The 25,687-nt window shown below is 36.3% G+C and carries 17 protein-coding genes and 1 pseudogene; 7 read left to right on the forward strand and 11 right to left on the reverse strand.

All coding sequences use genetic code 11. The features are described from left to right. The first annotated feature begins 166 nt into the window (after positions 1 to 166). Both ACFILO_RS06920 and nhaA read left to right on the forward strand, forming a co-directional pair. Complete coding sequence (locus tag ACFILO_RS06920; protein WP_375678042.1) at positions 167 to 1,873, forward strand: hypothetical protein; 1,707 nt, start codon at positions 167 to 169, stop codon at positions 1,871 to 1,873. 146 nt (positions 1,874 to 2,019) lie between these two features. Then, on the forward strand, positions 2,020 to 3,378 hold the full coding sequence (gene nhaA, locus ACFILO_RS06925) for a Na+/H+ antiporter NhaA (RefSeq protein WP_375618444.1): 1,359 nt from the start codon (positions 2,020 to 2,022) through the stop codon (positions 3,376 to 3,378). 2,628 nt (positions 3,379 to 6,006) lie between these two features. On the opposite strand, the gene ACFILO_RS06930 is transcribed toward nhaA, so the two are convergent. Next, positions 6,007 to 7,263: an aspartate kinase gene (locus ACFILO_RS06930; protein ID WP_375629782.1), complete on the reverse strand. Its 1,257-nt coding sequence runs from the start codon at positions 7,261 to 7,263 to the stop codon at positions 6,007 to 6,009. 189 nt (positions 7,264 to 7,452) lie between these two features. On the opposite strand from ACFILO_RS06930, the gene ubiG reads away from it, so the two are divergent. After that, positions 7,453 to 8,196: a bifunctional 2-polyprenyl-6-hydroxyphenol methylase/3-demethylubiquinol 3-O-methyltransferase UbiG gene (ubiG, locus tag ACFILO_RS06935; RefSeq protein ID WP_375613538.1), complete on the forward strand. Its 744-nt coding sequence runs from the start codon at positions 7,453 to 7,455 to the stop codon at positions 8,194 to 8,196. A gap of 20 nt (positions 8,197 to 8,216) precedes the next feature. Here the strand turns inward: ubiG and grxC are convergent, their stop codons facing one another. Next, positions 8,217 to 8,471: a glutaredoxin 3 gene (grxC, locus tag ACFILO_RS06940; protein ID WP_375612081.1), complete on the reverse strand. Its 255-nt coding sequence runs from the start codon at positions 8,469 to 8,471 to the stop codon at positions 8,217 to 8,219. 47 nt (positions 8,472 to 8,518) lie between these two features. After that, the gene (locus tag ACFILO_RS06945) at positions 8,519 to 9,304 is read right to left on the reverse strand and encodes a ComF family protein (RefSeq protein ID WP_375613539.1); all 786 of its coding nucleotides are present in this window, start codon (positions 9,302 to 9,304) and stop codon (positions 8,519 to 8,521) included. A 195-nt stretch (positions 9,305 to 9,499) separates the two neighbouring features. On the opposite strand from ACFILO_RS06945, the gene ACFILO_RS06950 reads away from it, so the two are divergent. Next, the gene (locus ACFILO_RS06950) at positions 9,500 to 10,378 is read left to right on the forward strand and encodes a methyltransferase (protein ID WP_375613540.1); all 879 of its coding nucleotides are present in this window, start codon (positions 9,500 to 9,502) and stop codon (positions 10,376 to 10,378) included. A gap of 7 nt (positions 10,379 to 10,385) precedes the next feature. On the opposite strand, the gene ACFILO_RS06955 is transcribed toward ACFILO_RS06950, so the two are convergent. Further along, entirely contained in the window at positions 10,386 to 11,741 is a 1,356-nt protein-coding gene (locus ACFILO_RS06955) for an L-cystine transporter (protein WP_375638025.1), read from the reverse strand. A gap of 797 nt (positions 11,742 to 12,538) precedes the next feature. Here ACFILO_RS06955 and ACFILO_RS06960 point away from each other — a divergent pair. Then, positions 12,539 to 13,137 (forward strand): annotated as a pseudogene (locus ACFILO_RS06960) (type ISP restriction/modification enzyme); the annotation flags it as partial. 980 nt (positions 13,138 to 14,117) lie between these two features. Here ACFILO_RS06960 and ACFILO_RS06965 read toward each other — a convergent pair. Together ACFILO_RS06965 and ACFILO_RS06970 are read right to left on the reverse strand one after the other, a co-directional pair. Then, positions 14,118 to 15,491, reverse strand: coding sequence for a glutamate--cysteine ligase (locus ACFILO_RS06965; protein WP_375612076.1), 1,374 nt, complete (start codon positions 15,489 to 15,491; stop codon positions 14,118 to 14,120). 68 nt (positions 15,492 to 15,559) lie between these two features. Continuing rightward, on the reverse strand, positions 15,560 to 16,303 hold the full coding sequence (locus tag ACFILO_RS06970) for a 16S rRNA (uracil(1498)-N(3))-methyltransferase (protein WP_375613542.1): 744 nt from the start codon (positions 16,301 to 16,303) through the stop codon (positions 15,560 to 15,562). 235 nt (positions 16,304 to 16,538) lie between these two features. On the opposite strand from ACFILO_RS06970, the gene ACFILO_RS06975 reads away from it, so the two are divergent. Then, a complete protein-coding gene (locus tag ACFILO_RS06975; protein ID WP_273790383.1) occupies positions 16,539 to 16,682 on the forward strand; it encodes a hypothetical protein in 144 nt (47 codons plus the stop codon). A 315-nt stretch (positions 16,683 to 16,997) separates the two neighbouring features. On the opposite strand, the gene ACFILO_RS06980 is transcribed toward ACFILO_RS06975, so the two are convergent. Next, positions 16,998 to 18,878: an AsmA family protein gene (locus ACFILO_RS06980; RefSeq protein ID WP_375678043.1), complete on the reverse strand. Its 1,881-nt coding sequence runs from the start codon at positions 18,876 to 18,878 to the stop codon at positions 16,998 to 17,000. A gap of 315 nt (positions 18,879 to 19,193) precedes the next feature. On the opposite strand from ACFILO_RS06980, the gene folD reads away from it, so the two are divergent. Beyond that, positions 19,194 to 20,093, forward strand: coding sequence for a bifunctional methylenetetrahydrofolate dehydrogenase/methenyltetrahydrofolate cyclohydrolase FolD (folD, locus tag ACFILO_RS06985; RefSeq protein ID WP_375612073.1), 900 nt, complete (start codon positions 19,194 to 19,196; stop codon positions 20,091 to 20,093). Between the two features lie 66 nt (positions 20,094 to 20,159). Here folD and edd read toward each other — a convergent pair whose 3' ends face one another. The 4 genes from edd to ACFILO_RS07005 form a co-directional block, all read right to left on the reverse strand. Beyond that, positions 20,160 to 21,983 (reverse strand): phosphogluconate dehydratase, encoded by a 1,824-nt coding sequence (edd, locus tag ACFILO_RS06990; RefSeq protein ID WP_375612072.1) that lies wholly within the window; start codon positions 21,981 to 21,983, stop codon positions 20,160 to 20,162. Positions 21,984 to 22,038: 55 nt separating this feature from the next. Further along, the gene (gene pgl / locus ACFILO_RS06995; RefSeq protein WP_375631536.1) at positions 22,039 to 22,791 is read right to left on the reverse strand and encodes a 6-phosphogluconolactonase; all 753 of its coding nucleotides are present in this window, start codon (positions 22,789 to 22,791) and stop codon (positions 22,039 to 22,041) included. A gap of 10 nt (positions 22,792 to 22,801) precedes the next feature. After that, positions 22,802 to 24,274 carry a glucose-6-phosphate dehydrogenase gene (gene zwf, locus ACFILO_RS07000; protein WP_375678044.1) on the reverse strand — a complete coding sequence of 491 codons (1,473 nt, stop codon included), beginning with the start codon at positions 24,272 to 24,274 and terminating at the stop codon, positions 22,802 to 22,804. Positions 24,275 to 24,394: 120 nt separating this feature from the next. Continuing rightward, positions 24,395 to 25,678, reverse strand: coding sequence for an NAD(P)/FAD-dependent oxidoreductase (locus tag ACFILO_RS07005; RefSeq protein ID WP_375678056.1), 1,284 nt, complete (start codon positions 25,676 to 25,678; stop codon positions 24,395 to 24,397). Positions 25,679 to 25,687: the final 9 nt, after the last annotated feature.

A 25,687-nucleotide genomic window follows, 5' to 3' on the forward strand; every position in this document is an offset into this window, starting at 1 on the left:
AACCCAAAGAAAATTGATAAAAGTTGATAAAGCTATATTGTAAAAAAGATGAGAATAACTCTAATATAGAGAGTAGATAATTGTTGAAACTGGTACACGCTATATTTAAACCTTTGTCGTTGCTTAAAAGAATTTATCTTCACTCTCAATTCAAAGAGTGGTAAAAATGAAAGAAGAAAGAATGGTCAATCTTAATAGTGGGTATCAAAGTAACCTCAGATATTGGCTCACTTGCATTATTGGATTTGTTGCTATCTTGGCAATTATAATTGTTGGTGGATTTTATATTGCAAAACCCTATCTTGACAGTTTTGTAAGAAAAGAAATAGCCCGTCATTCCATAAAAGCCGAAACATCTGAAGTAAGCATTCTAGGTAAAATCAATTTGAAGAATGTGACATTACCTGTTCCAGCTGGTACATCACTTAAAATTGGTGCCATTTCTGCCCGTCCTCCTCTTTCCTTTATTCCCGGAACTTTTACATTTTATAATGTTGATTTAAAGCATAATAATATTCATGTGCAAATTCCCCAAATTTCTCTTCGGAATGTATCCTTAAAAGAAAAGGATAGAACGATAACATCACGTCTTTTACAATCAATGATGCGTATTGAGCTTTCCTCAATTATTGCTCCCAATATACAACTTTCTATAGAAAATAAAAATAACCGAACAGAAACGGTTGAAATCAAGAATTTCCAGCTTTCTGATTTTAGAAATAACCATATCCATTCAGTTAGTATCAAAAATATGGATCTTAAAACGGTCGTAGCAAATGGTGCCAAACAGATGCAACTTATGGCTAAAAGTGATACAATAAAAGCCCATGATATCGACATCAACTATGCCTACTCTATCATTTTTGGAAAAAACAATGCTCTCAATCAAGGTAAAACCGTTACTGGCCCCATTTCTTTGAATAATATAAGTGTCGATATTTTTGAAGAAGTAGAAAAAAACAGCTCTTTCTTCCTTGGGCAGTTTAAAACATCTGGTTTAAAGATGAAACCGCTTGAGCAAACTCCTGAAAAATTAATCAAAGCTTATCTTAATGCAAGAAAAGAGAATAATAAAATCGCTGAAAAAGTAGCACAAAATGGTCTTCTTCTAAACATACTGCTCGCCATTACCTCAGCGGATGCCAAAGTTGATAATATCACCGTTGATATACCGCAGTTGAAAGCAACGCTCGAATCATTCCAATTCAAACCAAGTTTGTGGAAACAACCTATCCCTAAAAAGCTTTTTCTTTCTCTCAATAACCTTTCCGTTTTACCTAAAAAAATGAATGAAAAAGACTTAGAGTTCTTCAAAAATCTGAACTTTGAGCGCTTTAATGTTTCAGGAAAAATTGATATTTCTTACGATGAAAAAAAACGTATGCTCTTTCTTGATACAATGTCTTTCAATATGAAAAACGTTGGATCTGGGAACATCTCGGCTAAGGTTATTGATGTTGATGAAAAGCTTTTTTCTGGTCAGAAAAATATAATGATTGCTGCGTCTCAAGACCTTGGCATCAATGAAATTGATATACAATATACGGATGCAGGTTTCATTGATAAGCTTTTTTCTTATCTTGCGCAAAATCTTAATGACAGCCAACATGATCTAAAAAAGGAACTTTATGACGATTTCTATCTAATGATGACGCAGACCCCAAAAATTCTGCTAAAAAATCATGACGAAGCAGAAAAAATTTCAAAATCCTTAGGAGAATTTGCTAAAAATCCACAAACATTGATCGTTAAAATTAAAGCAAAAGATAATAAAGGTCTCGCAATAGTTGATCTCGAATCTGCTCTACAAAATGATCTATCTAAGGCTTTAAGCAAAGTACATCTCACTATTAAAAATGAAGCGTCGCGTTAAACATTTTGTGCTTTAAACATGATGATCTTGTCTATAAATTAAGAACTTTATTCCTCTTTTTTCTTTTGTATGATACAGAAGATATCATACAAAGTCATTTATACAGAGAGTATAGAATCTAAAATTGACGATGCTTGGAGTTGTTCATGTCTGATTTATCTTCAAATCGCCTGCCTAATCGCGCTTCTCGTGTCACTAATCAAGCGCTTTCTGCTATCGAGCGTTTTCTCCATATTGAAGCTCTTAGTGGTGTTGTTCTTTTATTAGCTGCTGCTTCTGCACTTATTTTTGCCAATTCTAAATATGCTGCTTTCTATGAATCTTTTTGGCATACACCTCTTGGCTTTAATTTGGGTCATTTCACTCTTTCATGGGATTTACATTTCTGGGTTAATGATGCCCTTATGACTATTTTCTTTCTCGTCGCAGGAATGGAAATTCGACGCGAAATTCATGAAGGGGCTCTTGCCGATTTTAAACAAGCAATCTTACCAATTGTTGCTGCAATAGGGGGCGTTTGTGTTCCTGCAATTATTTACTTTATCTTCAATTTTAACGAGGGACATATCCGCGGTTGGGCTGTGCCAACAGCAACAGATATTGCCTTTGCTCTAGGTATTCTTGCTCTTCTAGGGAAAAAAATTCCTTCTAATCTTCATATTATTCTTCTATCATTAGCAATTATTGACGATATTATCGCTGTTCTTATTATTGCTTTTTTCTACTCAACAAACATTGATCCTAGCGGTTTAATGATTGCAGGAGCGGGTATTGCTTTGGTACTATTTTTTCAGTGGATCGGGCTTGCATCAGCATGGCTTTACATTTTACCTGGTGCAATCATTTGGTGGGGTTTAATGGTAACAGGCGTTCACCCATCGCTTGCTGGCGTAATCTTAGGGATGATGACTCCCGTTCTTCCTACCCGTACTCTTGTAGCGCCACTCACCATGCTCAGTAATGCTATGCAAATTCTTCAAGAAAAAAATACAAAAACAGATCTGCATCATATTTCAACAGCATTGAAAAAGATGCGCAAAGGACAACGGGCCATGATCGCCCCAGTAACACGTGTTCAAAAAGCATTGCATCCATGGGTTGCATACGGTATCATGCCAGTTTTTGCCTTCGCAAATGCAGGAGTAAGTTTTGCAAACTTTGATCTTTCTTCTGACAAATCATTCTTGATTGTTCTGGGTGTTGTCATTGGTCTTTTCATCGGTAAGCCTCTTGGTATTATCACTGCCAGTTATATAGCTGTAAAATCAGGGCTATGCCGCCTCCCCCCTCATATGACCTGGACAGGCGTTTTACTCATTGGTTTTTTAGCAGGAATTGGCTTTACAATGTCTATTTTTGTTTCAATGCTCGCTTTTAAAGATATTATTCTGCTTGATGCGGCAAAAATTGGGGTCCTTTGTGGCTCAGGTTTATCTGCCCTTATCGGTCTGGGATATGGATTTATTTATATTAAGCGCAATAAAGGAATTTCTCATAGTTCCTAACAAACTAACTGAAAATACATTTTTATGCAGAACTTTTAAAAAGCGATTTCGCTCATTTGTTGGGTTCGGACGATATTTAATGTAAAAGCTGTTGTCTCGCCTCATCTTTACACTTATGAAGGAGAAAACTAACATCATCATACTATTTACGAGCCTCTAATGTTACAACACCTTTGACTCTTAAGAAGACTTATAAGAGATATTTTTATTCCTTTCTTCAATATTCTTTTACTCATGCACCAGCTCCACTCATGATATGTACAGAAATAATTTTAATTGTTTCAATATAAAAGGCTTCGTGGTTTCAGAAAAGCTGCCTTTCGTCGGGACTATTATTCACTATAAAGAAAAAATTAATTATTATAAATCAATATCTTATGTTTAATCATACGAAACAGATAAGAATAAGCAAAATTCAATAATCAGTTAAGTAATTCCATGGTTTATTTTTTTCCAATAAACCACCCTCCTCGTTACTGATTTTATTGCGGTATTCTAAATAACTTTAATTTTTATCTTCTTAAAAGCACATTATTTTTGGATAAAAAATATTTGATTTATCATTATAAATCTTGAATGGAGTCTAAATATCGTATGATTTCCTCATTTCAAATCTGTACATGATGAATCAATCAAGACTATTCTCTTACACGTCACAAGCCGAGGAGAAGTATGGATTATTTGAAGAAAGAAATAAGAATGCTTCATCATATCCATATAAGCGCTGTTCAACAGGAAAACTAAAAATTAAATGATGACGACCAGCTGACACATTTGATCTAAGTAAAGGAGATGGTGGTCCCCAATAAACTTTACGTTAGCCATCCACAGGCGCCATAATGTGGGGGGGCGCTTGGGGAGAGAGATATTTCTTCAAAACAAGCGCGTAAATTGGCACTATAATAGCGTTTTGTTTTACGTGAAAGGCATATAGATTTAAATAACGCAAATAAACAAAAACGTGAACCAATGTGTAATATCCATTATTTAAAAGATATTGCTGTCAATACCTTTGAAAATTGTAAAGCAGAATTAAAAGGAAGTTGTAAAATGGAAGTTGGTTTTCACTTTTATGGCTTCATCTCACCCAATTAGGTTTTATCTCCATTTCAGAAATTACCCCACCAGGTATACGCAACATCCTTATTCCTATCTGGCATACAAAAACAGGAGTTGCTCGTAGGCCCCTTATCCGTCTCAATATACCATCAAATATGCATCTGCACTGACATTAGATATTGATACAGGTAACAAAAAACAAAAGATTTATTTGGAATAACAACGTCATAACATCACTACTAGATTGACGATGGAGTGGAAAAATATTCCCGTTTTTTATCATCGACACATCGCTTGTCTCACTCCATGAAAGAATTAAACTTGAAGCATGCTTCCATAGGGAGCACTCTAGTTTACGTAATTAACTCGCGGAAAAAAAGAAAACCCTAGTCATTTAGACTATTCTAAAACATATGATTGGTGGAAAAATAGAGCATATATATCGTTGTTCTCCCCTTTTTCCGCTCTTATTTGATATTTATTTTCTTTTTGTTTAAAGAGCACGCTCTATATTTCTTGATATCATAAAATACTCTTCATAGATAATTTAAAAAGCAATATTTCCGAGACTTTCAAATTGTACAACGCCACATAAAATACAAGAAGGGTAAAATAATATGGCTATATTTCTCACAAGAAGAGCTTTACTTACAAAGACCACCATTTGCAAAATATGTAAACATGATAAGAAACTAGCACAATATACTGCAAAAACGAAAGAATGTATTTCATGTGTGATTGGCAGTATGACACAGAAAATACTTATAATAGAGTAGTTAAGGGAAGAAAGTTAACCTAAAAAACATATGGAGGTATCAAAAACTTTGAAAATCTTAATCATAATTCAAAAAAAAGAAATAGACATGAAAAAAAATTTAAGTAATAAAATCATAAAAGCAACACACTATAACATTATCATTAATTTTGATCTATATTTACATGATTTTATGAAAAGTACTTCTGAAAAAGCTATAAACGCATAAGACATGGTAATTTTATAACTTATAGTGCAACATAAATATTATCTATAGAGATATATTTTTTTATTGCCTCGTAATATGGAAAAAATTAAATTTTCAAGATATACATAAAGTCATAAACAATCATTTGATGACAAACTAAACATCTCTAGAAAATACATCATCAATTCTATTTTGGTAATTCCATCACTAATCCAATGAGCTCCCATTGCTCTAAGATTTATAATATTAAATCTGTATTCACGAGGCTGTCCCTCATGTAATATGCATTCTTTGAATAAACGCAGTGCATTGTTCCTTAGTTCTATTAAGGCTTATCGTAAAGTCTTCTCCATCTCACTCTATAGGCTCTAAAACGTTTATAGTCGGCATATTTTATATCCCTTCTTAAACAGAGTTTTTACCCAAACATCTTTCTCTTGTAATGTATAAGTAACCATTTTTAAATTCATCATGAACAAGTTTAAAATGAGAGAGTTCTGCTGTATTAAATATTCCATTTAAGTTAAAAATATAAATATCCTTAACAAAAATTATTAATATATATTAAATCTTTACGTTATTGAAACTCTGTTGAAACTAAAAATACTTATCCCTTATCAAGTGCATAAACAGCATGTAATGTTCTAACCGCAAGTTCAGTGTAAGCACTATCAATCAAAATAGAAATTTTAATTTCTGAGGTCGTAATTGCTTGAATGTTAATACCCTTTTCAGCCAAAGCCTTAAATGCTGTAGCGGCAACACCTGCATGGCTACGCATTCCAATACCAATCACAGATACCTTGGCGAGATCGCTTTCAAACTGGAGAACATCAAATCCAATTTCTTTGCGATTCTTTTCAAGAAGTGTAACGGCTTTTTCTACATCTGATGATGGTACAGTAAAAGTCATATCAGTTTTTGAGCCATCTTCAGAAATATTTTGCACAATCATATCAACATTAATGCTTTCTTCAGCCAAGGGACCAAAAATTGCTGCCGAAATCCCTGGACGATCGGCAAGCCGACGAAGGGAAATTTGTGCTTCATCCTTAGCAAAAGCAATACCAGTAACATTTTGTTGTTCCACAATTTCATCCTCATCGCAAATAAGTGTTCCAGAAGAACTCATTGGATCCTCCATGCCTAACGCATCAGGATCCTCAAAACTTGAACGCACAAAGGTACGAACCTTATGAACCATTGCCAATTCAACAGAACGAACCTGTAAAACCTTTGCACCAAGAGAAGCCATTTCTAGCATTTCTTCAAAAGCTACTTTTGGTAAACGACGCGCTTTCGGCTCTATACGTGGATCCGTTGTATAAACACCATCCACATCCGTATAAATATCACAGCGATCAGCTTGTACAGCAGCGGCTATAGCAACAGCACTTGTATCTGATCCCCCACGCCCTAAGGTAGAAATCCGGTTATCCGGAGATAACCCCTGAAAACCAGCAATAACGGCAACCTGACCTTCCTGAAAACACTCGATTAAAAAAGATCCATCAATATTAGTAATACGTGCACGGCCATGCGCATTGTCTGTATGAATAGGAATTTGCCAACCAAGCCATGAACGTGCATTCACCCCCATTTCTCGAAGTGTCAAAGCCAACAAACCTGACGTAACCTGTTCACCAGAAGCAACCACAACATCATATTCACGAGCATCTCTATGCATAGAGGAAGCATCACTTGTCCACTGAACAAGTTCATTTGTTTTACCAGCCATCGCAGATACGACAACGGCTACCTCATTGCCTGCATCAACCTCTCTTTTGACATGCCGTGCAACATTATGAATACATTCCATGTTTGCTACAGATGTTCCACCAAATTTCATGACAATGCGCGCCATTAATAACACTCTTACCTTTACATCTTTTATCTCAAACAGTAATGAGAATTAGATGCTGTATCAACTAACCATTTTCTCGACATAGCGAATATCTATCATTTGTGCAAGTTTCATTATGATTATATTAATTTCTCTTGACTTTGTATAAAATCTACTTGACCTGATCATTAAAAATAAAAGGAAAGCAAAATGATAGATAAAACGCCGACAACTATTGATCAAAGTGAAATTGATCATTTTTCACGTATTGCTACAGAATGGTGGAATCCACAAGGAAAATTTCGACCTCTTCACCAATTTAACCCAACACGCCTTGCTTACATCAGAGAAAAAATCTGTTTAGAGTTTAATCGTGACCCTTCTTCACTTACGCCCTTTCACAATTTGAAAATTCTTGATATTGGCTGTGGAGGAGGCTTGTTATCTGAACCAATGGCACGTCTTGGTGCTATAGTTGTAGGCGTTGATGCTTCACAAACGAATATTGAAGTCGCAAAAATTCATGCAGCCCAAAATGATCTTTTAATTGATTACCGTATCACTACGGCAGAAGCACTCGCCAACGAAGGAGAGAAATTTGATATCATCCTTAATATGGAAGTTGTTGAACATGTCGCTGACGTTAATCTCTTCATAGAAGCTACAGCAAAAATGCTGAAACCACAAGGGGTGATGTTTGTCTCAACACTCAACCGCACATGGAAAGCATGGGGGCTTGCTATTGTAGGCGCTGAATATATTCTACGTTGGCTTCCTAAAGGAACCCATGATTATAAAAAATTCCTAAAACCTCTAGAACTTAAAAACTTCTTATCAAAAAACGCTCTGACTGTCATTGATGAGATAGGTATTACTTATAACCCATTAAACGACAGCTGGAATCGCTCAAAAGACATGGGCGTTAACTATCTCCTTCTTGCAAAACGGTCTTAAGAATATGTAATTTACAAATATTATATGCCTTGTAATAAAGAATTGAGCTTTCCCTCAGCCTCTAAAGCATAAAGATCATCACAACCGCCAACGTGATAATCACCTATGAAAATTTGTGGAAATGTATTACGTCCATTTGCACGCTGTACCATTTCTTGGCGAAGGGATGTGGAAGCATCAATATCTGTATACTTTACGCCTTTTTTATTAAGCAAATCACGTGCTTTTGTACAATAAGGACAGTTAGGGCGTGTATAAATTATTACCTCTTTCATAGTATTATCCTCCAATATTTTTTAATAATATTCATTTTAAATTCCTCTTAAGAAGAGGGAAAAATAGAATCTTCTTTGAGAACACGCGAAAATGTTAGCACATCAACCTGCCGTGCACCTGCATCTTTTAATGCAGCAGCTGCTGCTGTAACTGTTGCACCCGTTGTAAATACATCATCAATCAGCAAAACAGAACATCCTTTGAGATATTTTTTAACTTTATGCGAAACCTTAAAAGCATTTTTTACGTTAAGTTTTCTCTCTCTCGAAGAAAGACTAACCTGCGGACGGGTATGCCGACAACGAACAAGCCAACTCGGTTTTAAAAGCTTTTTTTGTGATGCTGCAATGTAACGTGCAAGCTCAGCAGATTGATTATAACGCCTCTCCCAAAAACGACGAAAATGCAATGGAATGGGAATAATAACATCACAATCATCAATAACCTCGCGTCCAGCAAACATCATCCAATTGGCCATAAATGATGCCAATTCTATATGATCACCATATTTTAAGCGCGTTACTAAAGTTCGTGCAAGCCCTTTATGAACAATGACTGAGCGAACACGTGAAAAAGGATGGGAATTACGGAGTGCTTCACCACTAAGAAAACCATCCCCCATATCACAAACAAAAGGAGTCCCCATAACAGGACAATAAGGTTTTGTGATAAATTGAAGATCTTTCCAACATTCGGAGCAAATCGTACCATAAGTAGAAACATTTTGCTTACATCCAGGACAAATTGGTGGATAAAGCATCGTTTTCAAGCGTTCAACGAACTTACTTAGTATATCTCCGCTATTTAACGCCGCTTCTCGAAAATACAACATTATAAATTTAGGCTTTTACAAGTTTCCCTCAGAACAAAAGTTCCTTTGTATTTCCTCAATTTATAATTTTAATTCCTTTAAAAACTCTTACCTTCTATAAATTTATTTCTTTCATATTATAAACTTGACAGAGCTTGCACAAATAATGAACCTTTTCAAAATATATTCTTTCATAGATCGAAAGTGTTCTACAATATGTCGCATCCTTTAATTTTTGATCATAACCGCATTGAACAATTCCGAAAACGTGCCTTTCAAAAAGCAAAAAAAGGATGTGACTTTTTACTCTCTCACATGGCAGAAGATCTCTATAAACGCCTTAGCACTGTTGATCGCCTCTTTACATTAGCTCTCGATTTACACAGCCATACAGACCTTGCTGCGCAAGCTTTAATGAAATCTGGAAAAGTTTGTTCCATAGAACGCATTGAGACCGATCCGCTTTATCAAAGCCATGATAAAAAATTTCATTTACGTCATCGAGAATTTCTTGATTTACCTCAAAGTTACTGTGACCTTATTGTTTCACTTCTTTCATTACAATTGACCAATGATACCCCTGGTGTTCTAAGCCAGATAAAAAATACCCTTAAACCAGATGGCTTATTTCTTGCTGTTATGGCAGGAGCTGGTACATTAAGAGAATTGCGCGAAAGCCTGCTGCAAGCTGAAAGTGAAATTTATGATGGAGCAAGCCCTAGAATCTACCCTTTTGCCGACATTCGTGATGCAGGCGCTCTTTTACAGCGTATTGGCTTTGCCCTGCCTGTAGCAGACGTTGAAGATATCACAATACGTTATAATACAATGTTTGACCTTATGCACGATCTTAAAGCTATGGGAATGCAAAATGCACTCATCAATCGTTCACGACGCCCTGTATCCAAACGTTTTTTTCTCCGCGCAGCTGAAATCTATGCACAACGATTTAGTGATCCTGATGGACGTATTCGTGCACATTTTTCTTTCATCTGGCTCTCTGGTTGGGCTCCTCATCCCAATCAACAAAAACCGCTACAACCTGGTTCAGCGCAAATATCTCTTACAGATGTTTTACAGCCCCAAAAAATATAATCTAAAATTATTTTTTAAAAATACTTTTATCTGTTGTCCGTAATATTTGACTGGTGACCGTTCCAGCTATCATTGAATCGCTCACGTTTAGAGCAGTCCGTCCCATATCAATTAGCGGTTCAATAGAGATAAGTACAGCAACCAAAGTAACAGGAAGCCCCATAATTGGTAACACAATCAATGCAGCGAAAATAGCACCTCCCCCCACACCAGCAACACCAATAGAACTCAACGTTACAACACCAATAAGCGTAGCAATCCAAGTAGGATCAAGAGGATTAATACCCATAGAGGGTGCAATCATGGTCGCAAGCATCGCTGGATAAAGACCAGCACAACCATTTTGTCCAATTGTTGCCCCAAAAGAAGCTGCAAAACTCGCAATGGATTGTGGTACACCTATCCACTGTGTTTGCGCTTCAATATTCAAAGGAATACTTGCAGCACTTGAACGACTGCTAAAAGCAAATGTTAAAACTGGTAAAACCTTTTTGAAAAAACGAAAGGGATTAATCCCAGAAATACCAAGCAATACACCATGAATTCCAAAAATTAAAATAATACCGACATAAGAGGCAATGATAAAAACCAGTAAATTTAAAATATCTGTAATACGCGATATTGCTCCTACTTTCGTCATAAGTGCAAAAATACCATAAGGCGTCAAAGCAATCACAATACGGACTAACCGCATAATCCAAGCTTGTGCCACTTGAATAAATAAAAGCGCTTTTTCTCCTTTTTCTGGCTCATCTTTCTTTAAAAGAAGAACCGATGCACCTAAAAATGACGCAAAAATCACAACACTAATAATTGACGTACGTTTAGCTCCACTCAACTCAGCAAATGGATTTTTAGGAATCATAGACAAAATCATCTTTGGTATATTCATATCTCCAAGTTTAGAAATATGACCTTCAAGAAGAGCAGAAACATTTTGCCCTTCATGCACCAAACCATCGGTTGTTAATCCAAAAAAATTAACCACAAGCACACCAACCAATGCTGAAAGAGCCGTTGTAAAAAGCAATATTGAAATTGTTATTATACTCATCTTTCCAACAGCATAAACAGAATGTAAATGAGCAACTGCTGAAACGATAGAGATAAAAACCAGTGGCATAACAATCATTTGCAACAATAAAATATAGCCCTCACCGACAATGTTAAACCATTCAACGGATTTCAATAAAGTGCTTTCACCCTCTCCATAAATAAACTGCAAAACACTTCCAAAAATCAAGCCAAGGATAAGCCATAGCATAACACGTAGTGAAAGACTCCATTGCATTTTCTTACTTTGAAAAACCAACAATAAAAAAATAACAAATAGAAATAAATTGACGAAAAAATTAAGTGTCATTGTCTATGCTCACTATTATTATGGTTGACATAAATAATCTGCATAATTCAAAATCAATGCATGATATTTAAAATTAACCTATAAAGCTTACAAGGCTTTTACAAAATCATTATTTTTTTAATTTATAGATTAAAAGAGAATTTTTTATCTACTAATAACTGTTTAAAGAAAATAAATAAAATTATTTTCTTATTCTTTAAATTTATGCTCTTATAAAATAGTTAAAAAAGAGAAATATAAGCAGCATTCATTGCATCTTAATATTGAATAATTCTAGCATATCTTATCCTATAAATCTCCTTACCTCTCTCTTTTTCTATTTGAACTGAAGCGAGCTTTCCAAGCAAGGATGAATTAACAATCGAACATTCATGATTTTTCTAGAAAATACACCAACAAGCTACTTCTGCTCATTTTATGGACTGCACTCTCAATAGCTTTGATCAGCACTTCAAATATAATTATTTTATTGAAAATACTTTTTATACATTCTTTCTTTGCTCTCAATGAAAGCTTTTTTATTTTTCAAAACTCTTTTTATAGTCATAAAAAGGCTTTGAAATACAACATATTGATTTATAATCATAATTTACTGTTTTGCATATTAAATGAGAGTCCCGAATAACGTAAGATTCTCTCATTTCAAACCTGTTTATCTTGAATCAATCAAAATCATTTGCTTGCACGTCACAAGCAGGGCTGGCGTATGAGTAAAAATGTATAAGAAAGGAGTAGAAAGACCTCTTATGAAACATCTTAATGCAAGAGTTGCCGTAACATTGGAGGGCGGAGCTTGAGCAGAAAATATAAATAATATGATTGCTTTTTATAATAGCGCAGTAAAACGTTTTAACGATACCTATTCATATGCTGATCGAACAACACGTGCACGTGCTATAGATAATTTTGTCACTTTAGATATAAAAAAGATAAGTTGGAGTTATAATGTTACGCAAGAACTAATAAGAGGAAAGGTTTTTGAATTTGAAGAGGCATGCCTCACTCAGAGTTCATATTATCCTTTTACGCAACAGTGGTTTTATTATAATCGGAATCTCAACGATGGAATTTACCAAATGCCTCGTATAGTCCTGATAGGACAAAAAGTTGAAAATAGGATGATACAAATTACAGGCATAGGAGCACGAAGCGTTTTTTCTGTATTGATAGCTAAGAATTTGCCTAATCTAGATGCAATAGATACAGGTCAATGCTTTCCACGGTATCTTTATAAAAACGTTGAATCTCTGTAACTGTTCATGATGAAAAACAATCCCATTTGTTTGCAAATTCAATAAAGGAAAGAAAAACATCTGGTTTACAGAGGCGTGATGCCATTACGGATGAAGGACGAGCACATTTTAAAGCTGCTTATCCTAGTGAGAGCATAACAAAGACGATTACAAATTTCTAGATAATGAAAACAATGGAAAAGACTGAGGATATATGATTAAAATGAGAGGCTTTAAGCCTACAAATATTATAAATTTTATGAATAGTACAGTTTAAAGCATTAAAAGCAGTCTTACAGCAGATTTACAATGTATGGGGATAATTAATTGCCTATAATAAGTTGCGCTCATACTGATAAAGATTATTCTGCTATAGAAATGTTGTGCTTTTTTGAATTTTTGTGCGTATTCAAACACTCATTCGTTACAAGCTCAATCTCTTTATCTCGTGCCTCTTTATCAAGAATAATAGTATTTTAATATAATACCCCTTTGCATACAAATAGTTATTTCTTATCTATGAATAGCTTATAATTTCATATAACTCTATGAAGATAATATTTTTTATTTATCAATATTTAATGATGTAATTAACACATTCATTATATATAATAATCTTTATTTCTATCTATTTACATAATATATTTCTTTTTTTATAAAAATAAAATTGAGTTATACATACATAGATCTATCGGTATTTTTTCTACTGTCTTTTTAGCGCACTGAAAGATTGATATCGTAATTTTTGTATAATAAAATACTCTTTCATATAAGCATCGTATATTGAATTATAATAATTGACTATTAGCCGCAAATTATATTTTTTATCCCTTTTAAAAGTAAAAAATATAATTTTCAGACCTATTCATAAGTAGGCTTAGCCAAGTGAATAAAAAATGTTTGATAATAAGCTTTATCTCTTATGAACTATCTTTTGTACAAAGGGACAACATTATGATTACGGAAATATCGTGATATTATTGGGTATAAAAATCACACTCCCCAAGAAATTTTTGTATTGTATCCTTTCCGTTATGAGAAATGTTAAAAGCAAGGTAGGATATGCTCTCTAGAGCAAATGAGTGAATGAACCACCACGGTTATATGCATTTTTAAAAAAGTAGGAAGTATCTTTGCTTCAAATTTAATAGGCACATTCTAAAAATAAAGGTTCTACCGACTCATTCCAAATAGAATAGTAATGGGACAAAAATTTTTCAGCATCTGTTTGTCCCATTGCAACAACCTCTTCTAGAGGATTAAGAAAATTTGTTTCATCAAAACCATTCGTATCATACTGTTTGCGATTTTTTAAGCCTTTGCGAGCAATAGCGAGAGCTTGACGTGCTAACTCTAAAAGAATAGTTTGACGAAAAGGAGTTCTTAACCCTTCTTTAGGAACGCGTTGGCGCAACTCTAAAACTTCTTCAAAACACCAATCTTTTGTCAAAGCCTCTGCCTCATTAAGTGCTTCCCTATCATAAAGAAGCCCAACCCAAAAAGCCGACAACGCACAAATGCGCTTCCAAGAACCACAATCAGCTCCCCTCATTTCTAAAAATCTTTTTAAGCGGACTTCAGGAAATAACGTTGATAAGTGATTAATCCAATCTCCCATGTTTGGAATTGAATTTGCAACTTGTCCTTTTAATGCTCCATTCATAAACTGACGAAACGTTATGTGTGTACAATCATAATAACGACCATCACGCACAACAAAATACATTGGAACATCAAGGGCCCATTCAACATAATCAGCAAAACCAAAACGCTCAGAAAATACAAAGGGCAGAACGCCTGTCCTCTGATTATCCGTATTACGCCAAATTTCAGAACGCCACGATAAAAAGCCATTTGGGCGCCCTTCTGTAAAGGGCGAACTTGCAAATAATGCCGTTGCAATGGACTGTAACTTCATGGATACTTGCATTTTTCGCCGCATATCACTTTCAGATGAAAAATCAAGATTAACCTGAACTGTTGATGTGCGATACATCATATTAAGACCATTATACCCCACTTTAGGCATATAATCAGTCATAATCTGATAACGTGATTTAGGCATTCGCGGCGTTTCAGCTAAAGTCCACTTTGGACTAGCTCCAAGACCTAAAAAACCTATACCTAATGGTTCTGCAATTTTTTTGAGAAGAGTTAAATGCTCCATCAACTCGTAATATGTATGGCTTACTGATTTTAATGGTGCACCAGATAATTCAAATTGTCCCCCAGGTTCCAAAGAAATGGCTCCCTGATCAACTGATCCTACGAGCCCAATAATATTCTCTTCATCTAAAATAGGTTTCCATCCTAAGGCGCTTTGCATCCTCTCTAAAAGCGCTCGGATTCCCCTCTCTCCTTCATAAGGAACAGGGTGAAAACCATCTCTATAAAACGGAAATTTTTCATGTTCTGTACCAATGCGCCAATCATCTTCTGCTTTATACCCCCCTTGGAAATAGCTAACCAAAGAATCTAAGTTATAAATTTCACTTTCATCAGTTATATCAAGCGCCATAACTTACCGTATCCTATAATTGGTATCATCATCTTAAATAAATTGTTTAGAATGATTTTACAGATTTCTCAATCCATTGCCCAATCCCCCACGGTAGCATTAAGAAGAGCCAAAGCAGCAACAGCGGCAGTATCAGCGCGTAAAATACGCGGACCTAGTGATATTGGAACCACAAAAGGATGTTTTTTTAAAAAGCTCCGCTCTTCTTCACTAAAGCCACCTTCCGGTCCAATAAGAATACCAGGTGTTGTAACGTCACGCTTTTTAAAAGAAGGTAATGGATTATGCGATTTATGCTCTTCATCACAAAAGAATAAAGGCTGTGTCTCATCCCACTGTGCTAAAAGTTCTGCTAATGATAGAGCCGATACGCATTCAGGAAGAGATAAAATTCCACACTGTTCAGAAGCTTCAATAACATTGGCTTCCATACGCGCCATATTGATACGCGTAACCTGCGTATGATGCGTTATAACAGGCTGCAAAATCGATACCCCCATTTCAACAGCTTTCTGCACCATATAATCCAACCGCGCATTTTTGAGTGGAGCAAAGCAATAAATAAGATTGGAATGCGTCGTTTGTAATCTTTCTTGATGGATAAGCTGAACCACAACAAATTTTTTCTTAACAGTGATAAGTTTAGCAAGCCACTCACCATCCTGTCCATTAAAAAGTAAAATTTCTGCTCCTTCTTTCATACGCAAAACATGCATAAGATAAGAAGCTTGTGCCCCCTCTATCTTTATTTCTTCATTCAAAGCCAATGTCTGTCGGATAAATAATCTTTTAAGTTTATAATTTATGCGCATAAAAATTTTGCCAATGCTCACTATCGTCATCGAGAAAATGAAGAAAAATATATAGCAAAAAGAAAAAATTATATCTATAGAACTATAATATATTAAAGAATTATAGAGTTTTTTTAGCTTTATGAGATAATAATAGGAACTTATAGATCCTTAAGTGATTCTGCTTTCATAAAAGTTTAAATAATGCACCATTCATCTTTGCATTCAGTCATTGATGCATCCGTGGAGGAAAAATATGTCTGCTAAAAAAGCTACAATTATTACGATTACAACCCTCTTAGCCTTTATTTTGATTACAGTGGGAATTGGTTCTGTTGGAGCCGACGGGAAGCATACAATTACCAAAGATGGCTATGGTATTTCTTCTGCGATTCAATAAGCACTGGCCAACATCCTCCTTAAAATTTTAATGTTTTTTAGCAATTTTTATAAGATTAGCACCGATATTATGAATCTCTTGTATTTGAAAGATTCCATAAGAAGGTTTTTTATTCCTCTCTTCAGTCATTTATCTATACCAACCTCACTTATTATGACGGTGAGGATGGTTTTTACTGCTTCACGACGAACGGATTTAAAATGAGAGAATCTTCCGATAATGGGAGCTCTGATTTAAATTTAAAAGACAATTTTAAGTTGCAAAAAGACGAATTACCATTATAGGATAGAATATTATACAGATGAAAAACGATACTCAATCTGCGTTAATATCTTTTGTAACCCAAAAATCACCATGATTTTGTCCTTTAGAGCTTAGAGAAAATGTAAAAGGCCATGCAAGGCTATTAGCAAGACATTGGACATCTTTACATAAAGTTTCTGATCTATAGTTTTTGCGTAGTTGTGCCTGTAATATCAGTTCATTTTCCTTCCCTTGCGCAATAGCAGTTGCAATGGTTCCTTGAATGGATAAGCTCAAGTCTGCTGTACGCATTAATGACTCTGTTACCTTCATCATACCTTCTGAAAAGCTTGTCTGAATATCCCAGTGATCAAATGTTGTTGAAAAAGTATCATTATTCATTAAAAGAAATTGTTGTTTATTTGAAAGTCTTGTTTGTAATTCATTCAGATCATACCCTAATAGCCGACCAGAAGACATCTTCAGTGTTAACTCACCCTGCATTTTCGTAAAAATTTCTGGCCAAGAATCAGCAAGTGTTCGTACCGTTGCAGTAAAATTCGTTTTGCTTTGTATAAATGGAATAAATCCCAAGATTTCTAAAGTCTCCTGCATATCAATAGAAGCACCTGAAATATTTCCTCCAATACGCACTTTCTGTCCAGCTGAGGTAACTTCAATATTACTTTGCACAGATCCACCAAAAATATTCGCATGTCCAAGATCAAAAATACCATGCCCATCTCTTATTTGTATTGCAGCAGCTAAATTTGTGAGTGAAATATTTCCTATTTTAGCTTGTGGCGCAGAAAGTCGTATATCCACGCCAATACAATCAAAAGTTCTCATGTCAAAGCAGGCATTTTTCTTTTTACCTGAAAAAAACATTGAACCCAAGAGGCTAAGGTCTAGATTATCAAAGGCTAAAGAGCCCATGACATTTGGTACATAATCTTGAAAATCGAGTTTTAAAGCTCCTCGCGCATTGGCTTTCCCCATCGTAAATGTAACATTGTTCATTTGGATATGCATTGGCTGCGCTAAAAAATGAGATTCCCATACAATGGGTATTTTTAATTTATGTCCCCAAAACTGATTTCCACCAACCCAAGACAATGTCTGATTCCATCCAGGAGAACGCATTGACACTTTTCCGTCAAAAATATAATATTCAGATAATCGAGCCTTTCCTGTAAAAGTTATTCCCCCACGTACAGAATTGAGACTTGCCCTAATATGACTTTTGCCTCCAGCAAGAAGCAGCAATGCTTGAGAAGCATCAAGTGATAATTTTGTAAACTCTCCGCGCCAACGCGCATCTGCACGTAACCGTACTTCCTGAGTTGATTCCGGCCAATCTAAAGTTGCATTTAATCCTGTTATTTTGTCTGCTACTCCTGAAAAACTATCGTGATACACAAGAACACCATTTTTAATGACAATCCGTCCAAAAGGTTGTTTTAAAAGGTGCTCTATCTCTGGATGCTCAGGATTATGTTTTAATATTTCACGCGTATTACGTATTGCCACCCCTAATGCACCTTGTGAGCGAGAAAACCGATCAAAAAAATCTGCTATTGTTTTAACAGGCTTTTCCATAACAAATTGAGGATGCATAATCCGCGTCTCTGAAAAAGAAATATGTCCCCAAAGAAGATCGACGACAGAAAGATCAACTTCTATTGATTCAGCTTCCATTAATGGCGCAACATCATCCATTTTTGATGTTAAAGTAACGCCAGAAAGAAATGCTTTAGGATAAGGAAAAAGATGTAACCGCGGTGGATCACGCAATTGCACATTGTAACCCGTCCATGCACTTAAATCCTGCGCTAAACGAATACGAATCGCATCTGTAGAAATAAGATAAGGTAAAACGAGAATCCCCACTCCAAATAAAAAGATAATTGTAATAAAAACTCCGCTCAAAAATTTTATTATTCTGATGCGCACATTATCCCTCTATACTTATCCCCCTATAACAGATTAAAAACAAACTTAAATGATCATAAAAAGTTTTTATAATCCTATAATTCACTATATCCACTTTGTATCTTCATTATTTTTGTTCTTTATCCAAAATTTATTCAAACAGCAATGTTGCTGCTTCTTTATAAAGCAATTATTTAAAAGTCTTCAAAACTATAAATCCACAACATTATAAAACCATTCTTACTGTTCTCATATGAATATTGCTATAAAACTCTATCGTATTATTAGAAAATGCTTTACAAAAAAAACAAACAGCCTTACCGAAAGGATCTCTGAATGAATAATATTATCGACGGAAAAAAACTTGCTGAAGAGATTATTGTGAAAGTTAAGGCCGAAACAGCAAAGCTCCGCCATCACTATAATATACAACCTAGTATCGCTGTTATTATCGTTGGAGATGATCCTGCAAGTCAAGTATATGTCACCTCAAAAAATAAAAAAGCCGAAGAATGTGGGTTTCTTTCAATCAAACATGCCGTTTCCAAAGAAACGCAAGAAAAAGAACTCCTTCAACTTATTGCAACATTAAATTCTGATCCCAAAATTCATGGTATTTTGGTACAGCTGCCTCTCCCTGCTCATATGAATACAAATCGCATAACACAAGCCGTTGCTTTCCAAAAAGATGTTGATGGTTTTCATTATATTAATGTAGGAAAACTCGCGGCAAATGCACTTGAAGATGCAATTATTCCCTGCACTCCAGCTGGTGCCATGATGATGATTGAACAACACTGTGGACGAGATTTATCTGGACTTGATGCTGTCGTTGTTGGACGCTCTAATATTGTTGGAAAACCTATGGCTGCCCTTTTAACAGCAGCCAATGCCACTGTGACAATTGCCCATAGTCGTACCCGTGACCTTGATGATGTGTGTCGAAGCGCTGATATTCTAGTAGCAGCTGTAGGCCGCCCACAAATGATTAAAAAAGACTGGATAAAAGATGGTGCAATTGTTATTGATGTCGGTATTAACCGCGTTGCTGCACCAGAAAAAGGTATAGGGAAAACACGTCTTGTTGGTGATGTCGATTTTGAAAACGTAAAAGAAAAAGCTGCTGCGATCACCCCTGTTCCTGGAGGCGTTGGACCAATGACAATTGCCATGCTTATGGTTAATACACTCAAAGCCGCCGCGCGATCACACAATCTGCCGATACCAAAATTCTAAAAATTGTAACAATTCCTTGTATATGGTTTCATTGTATATGATTCAGCTTATTTATTTTTGCATTTTTCATGTCATAAAAACAGATGCCCCTTGATCTGCACGATTAACGGATTGACGAAAAACATGAAAAAGTTCGCGTCCAACACCATGTTCGTTTTTTGAAAGATCCGGAGATATGATTTTTCGCGCGTTAAATTTTGCTAAATCCTCCAAAAGGGTTAATTTACCCTCATGAGCATCAAGAAAAACAATATCACCATCCTGCAAACGTGCAATGGGGCCATTATCCACTGCTTCTGGTGTCACATGGAGAGCAGCAGGAATTTTTCCTGACGCTCCTGACATACGCCCATCGGTTATCAATGCTACCTTTTGACCGCGATCTTGTAAAACGCCTAAAATGGTCGTTAATTTATGAAGCTCTGGCATACCATTGGCTTTTGGTCCTTGATAGCGAATAACAGCGATAAAGTCTTTATTATGCAACACTCCAGATTTAAAAGATTTTTGTAGTTCCTCTTGATCATTAAAAACAAAGACTGGTGCTTTAATCTGCCAATACTCTGGTTTAACAGAGGAAACTTTTATAATAGCTGTTCCCAAATCTCCTGATAAAACACGAAGACCACCATCAAGCTGAAATGGCTTTCTCCACCCCGCTAACACCTTATGATCACCACTCTCCTTAAGAGCCGCTTCACGCACCACATGACCATCAGCAGAAAGCTTTGCTTCAATTGCATAAGCATTGAGATCTTTACCAAAAACCGTAGAAACATCTTCATGGACCAAGCCTGCCTCGATAAGCTCGCGAATAATAAATCCCATTCCCCCCGCAGCGTAAAAATGATTAATATCTGCTAAACCGTTAGGATAAATGCGCGCTAAAAGAGGCACAACGGATGAAATTTCTGCAATATCATGCCATGTCAATTTAATACCGCAAACAGCAGCCATAGCAATCAAATGAATCGCATGATTGGTAGAACCTCCTGTTGCATTTAATCCTACAATGGCATTCACAAAAGAACGCTCATCAATGATCATACCAAGTGGACTATAATGATCACCAAGATCTGTCATTTCAAGTACACGTTTCGTGGCTTCTTTTGTTAAAGCATCACGCAACGGTGTATTCGCATTAATAAAAGAAGCTCCCGGCATATGAAGCCCCATCATCTCCAGTATCACCTGATTAGAGTTAGCTGTTCCATAAAATGTACATGTTCCTGGTCCATGATAAGAACGTGCTTCTGATGCTAGAAGTGTTTGACGATCTATTTTATTTTCCGCGTAAAGTTGACGTATCTTCGCTTTTTCATCATTACCTTGACCACTTGTCATAGGACCAGCAGCTATAAAAATTCCTGGTAAATGACCAAATGTTAGGGCACCAATCAATAAACCTGGCACAATTTTATCACACACCCCAAGATACAATGCTGCATCAAAGACATCGTGTGATAAGCTTATAGCTGTTGCCATTGCAATTACTTCACGCGAAAAAAGGGAAAGCTCCATCCCCGCATTTCCCTGCGTAACACCATCGCACATCGCGGGAACACCACCTGCAACCTGTGCAACACCACCAACCATACGGGCCGACTCTTTAATTAAGTGAGGAAATTTTTCAAAAGGTTGATGTGCTGAAAGTATATCGTTATATGCCGTGATAATGCCAATATTCCCAACGATATTTCCCTTCAAACGCTCTTTATCTATTGCACCACAAGCAGCAAACCCATGAGCCTGATTGGCACATCCTAAAAAACTCCGTTTGGGGCGATGAACTTGTGCTTTCGCAATACGATCTAAGTAAATTTCTCGTGTTGATCGAGAACGTTCATAAATTCTTCGTGTAACTGTGGCAATTGTCTTGGAAAGTGCCATATTTCTCTCCCCCTTTCATTGTTTCTTCCCCTCATTCATTGAGAGAGATTACGTTTTATTCACTTTGTGTCACATATTTTGATTCACTTATTTCATTTTCTGCAGGCGACCAATAAACCTGAACGAGATGAGGGGAATTACGCAAAATTGCCCGAATAGGCATTTCTATTTCAGACCCGTCTTGACAAGCTTCTTCAAAACAATCGCGTTTCTGAAAACCTTCGAAATGGAGAATAACGCAACGAGATTGCATAATAACTGGCAAAGTTAGTGAGAGTCTTGGCTCAACAGCGCTCTTGGCATGAAGGGGTAAAACAAGTGCTTGCGTTCGAAGATCAAGCGCTTGCTTTAAACGATCAGCATCAGGAAAAAAGGAAGCTGTATGTCCATCCTCCCCCATTCCTAAAACAACAACATCAAAGGGTTTAGGCAAAGTATTAACACGACTCGCCGCTGAAAAAGCAGCAAGTTCAGCAGTAATTGCTTTATGATAAAGCCCTACAAAACGTGCTTTTTCGGCAAAATTTTGTAACAAATGACACCGTACCATATGTTCATTTGAACGTTCATCGTGTGTAGGGACAAAACGTTCATCGACCAAAGTGATAATAATATTTTGCCAATCAATATCCGCTTTTGACAAATAATGAAAAAACAATTCTGGTGTTTTACCACCAGACACCGCTAAAACTGCTCTCTTACGCTCAAGAACAGATACACTAAGCTCTGCGGCTACTCGATCTGCTAATGCCAAGGCTAAAGTCTGAGGGGTTTCAAAATCTAAACGGTCAATATTCATTCTATACATACTTATTGCTCTAAACTAAATTGTTCCATATACGCCTATCACGTTCCATGAGGCTCATCGAAGCAGACGGCCCCCACGAACCAGCATTATAACTGTGAACAGGCTGTTTTATTGCTTCCCATCCCTCAATGATTGGATCAATCCAACGCCAAGCAGCCTCAACTTCATCATGACGCATAAACAGTGTTTGATCTCCACGAATAACATCCATTAATAAACGTTCATAAGCATCAGGATTACGTTCAGAAAATGCGGAAGCAAAACTCATGTCTAATGGAATGTGACGAAATCGCATACCGCCATAACTTGGATCCTTAATCATCAACCATTGTTTTACACCTTCATCAGGTTGGAGACGAATTACAAGCCGATTAGAAAAAATTTCATCTAAATCCACATTAAAAATATTATGAGGAATAGGTTTAAAAACCACAACAATTTCAGACATTCGCGTGAACATGCGCTTACCTGTTCGTAAATAAAAAGGCGTATTAGCCCAACGCCAGTTATCAATCTTAACCTTAAGTGCTACAAATGTTTCACTCTTACTCACTCTTCCCAGATCATCAAAATAAGACTCTACCGATATACCATTTGATAGACCAGAAAGATACTGCCCACGTACAGTATGCTGCCCTACATTATGGACATCAAGCGGTGTTAAAGAATGTAAAACTTTAAGTTTTTCATCGCGCACAGCATTAGCACTGTTGGTAAATGGTATTTCCATCGCAACCAAACAAAGTAATTGTAGCATATGGTTTTGAACCATATCGCGTAGAGCACCAGTGCTTTCATAATATTCTGTACGGCCCTCTAACCCTAAAGATTCAGCAACGGTTATTTGAACATGATCAATATAATTGGAGTTCCATAGCGGTTCATAAAGTGTATTAACAAACCGCAATGCCATTAAATTTTGAACAGTTTCCTTCCCAAGATAATGATCAATACGAAAGATCTGTTCTTCATTAAAGGCGCTTGCAAATACATCATTAAGTGAAACCGCTGTTTTTACATCGCAACCAATTGGTTTTTCAATGATAATCCGTGTTTGTGGTGTCACCAAATCATTTTTTTCCAACTTCATCGCAATATCAGCAAAAAGTGACGAACCAACAGCCAAATAAAAAGCTCGAATATCCGCTGAATCTTGTGACAGAAGAAGGGCTAAATCCTCCCACCCTCGATTTGAGGTAACATCAACAGAAACGTAAGTTAAACGTGCAAGAAAACGATTGAGTTCTGTTGAATTTAGATCTTTTGGATGGATATGTTTTTCTAAAGAAATGCGGACAAAATTTTGATATTCTTCACAACTTAAGGAAGTGCGCGAAACCCCAATAATACGTGTTGGCTCACTGAATTGCCCAGCACACTGACAATGATACAAAGCCGGCAAAAGCTTGCGCAACGCCAGATCACCATTGCCACCAAAAACAATACAATCAAAGGAAGAAACTGGAATAATTTTACGCACCATGAACTTGTTTATTTTTCTATTCGATTATGAAATCCCATATCACTTATAAAAGCTTTCATCATTAAAGCAGACAGATACTAAATAAGCCATTAATTTTCTTCATTTCAAGCAATGTTTACATTAAAGGCGATCCAATAAAGAAAACCAACGCATTGCTAAAAATATAAGCGGATAACGCAAAACGCGTCCTCCCGGAAAAGATGAAATCTTTAAGTCTTGGAAATAGGAAAAACGTTCATATTTTCCAGTTAACCATTCTGCGTATAATTTTCCCACGAAAGGAGCCAGCATAACGCCATGCCCTGAATAACCACCACAATAAGTTATCCTTGAGAAAAGTTGGCGAACATAGGGCATGCGTTCAACTGTGATGGCAACCGTTGCTCCCCACCGATGGCTTAAATTGATAGAATGTAATTGAGGATAAATTTCAACAATTTGCCGTTTTATACGTTCATCTAAATTTAGAGGATGCTTATTATCATAACTTTCTACACCACCAAATAAGAGACGATTATCAATGCTTTTGCGAAAATAGCGAACCATAAAACGGGAATCATCAACCGATTCCCCCCCTATAAGAATTGAACTATGCTTTGGTAATGGGTCCGTTGCTCCAATATAAGAGCGAATAGAAACAATATTTTTTTCAATAAAACGCTCCAGACCAAGTTTATACCCATTTGTTGCAAGTAAAACATGCTCTGCTGTTACACTGCCTTTTTCTGTTATCACTTTCCAATGTGCTCCCTTGCGCCTTATGGTCGTTACTTGTGACTTCTCATAAAGCTTAGCACCAGCATCTTGGGCTTTTTTTGCCAATCCAACAACCAATTTTAAGGGATTTATATGGCCGGTATCCGCATCATAAATACCACCACAATAAAAAGTTGATCCAAGTCGCTCAAATGTTTCAGCCTTATCCATAAAAGTAAGCGCGTGATAGCCATAACGCTGCATCGCCTCAATATGCCGTTGATAAGAGAGAAGCTCACGCCTTTTATGGGTTACAGAAAGCTGTCCTCCTATAAAATCACACGGACAATTAGGCATTGCGCATAAAGATAAAATATCTCTTTTAGCTTCTTCTGCCAAATCAAACAGAGCCTTACTTCGCTCAAAACCATACTTTTTTTCTAATGTTTCTACCCATTGCCGTTGCCCTGTTCCCAGCTGTCCACCATTGCGCCCTGAAGCGCCGTCACCAAAACGTGATGCTTCAAATAAAACAACATCTACTCCAGCCTTGGCTAAATGATAAGCAGCCGAAAGACCCGTAAATCCGCCTCCAATAATGACCACATCACACTGTCTGTTTTCACAAAAAGAGGGATACGATGGACGTTCTCTTAAAGCATCTTCATACCAAGAAATTCCTGGAGAAATTGAATTATAATCAATCATCGTCATAAA

It is taken from the genome of Bartonella sp. AP72JLCBS (assembly GCF_042195705.1).
Taxonomy (GTDB): Bacteria; Pseudomonadota; Alphaproteobacteria; order Rhizobiales; family Rhizobiaceae; genus Bartonella.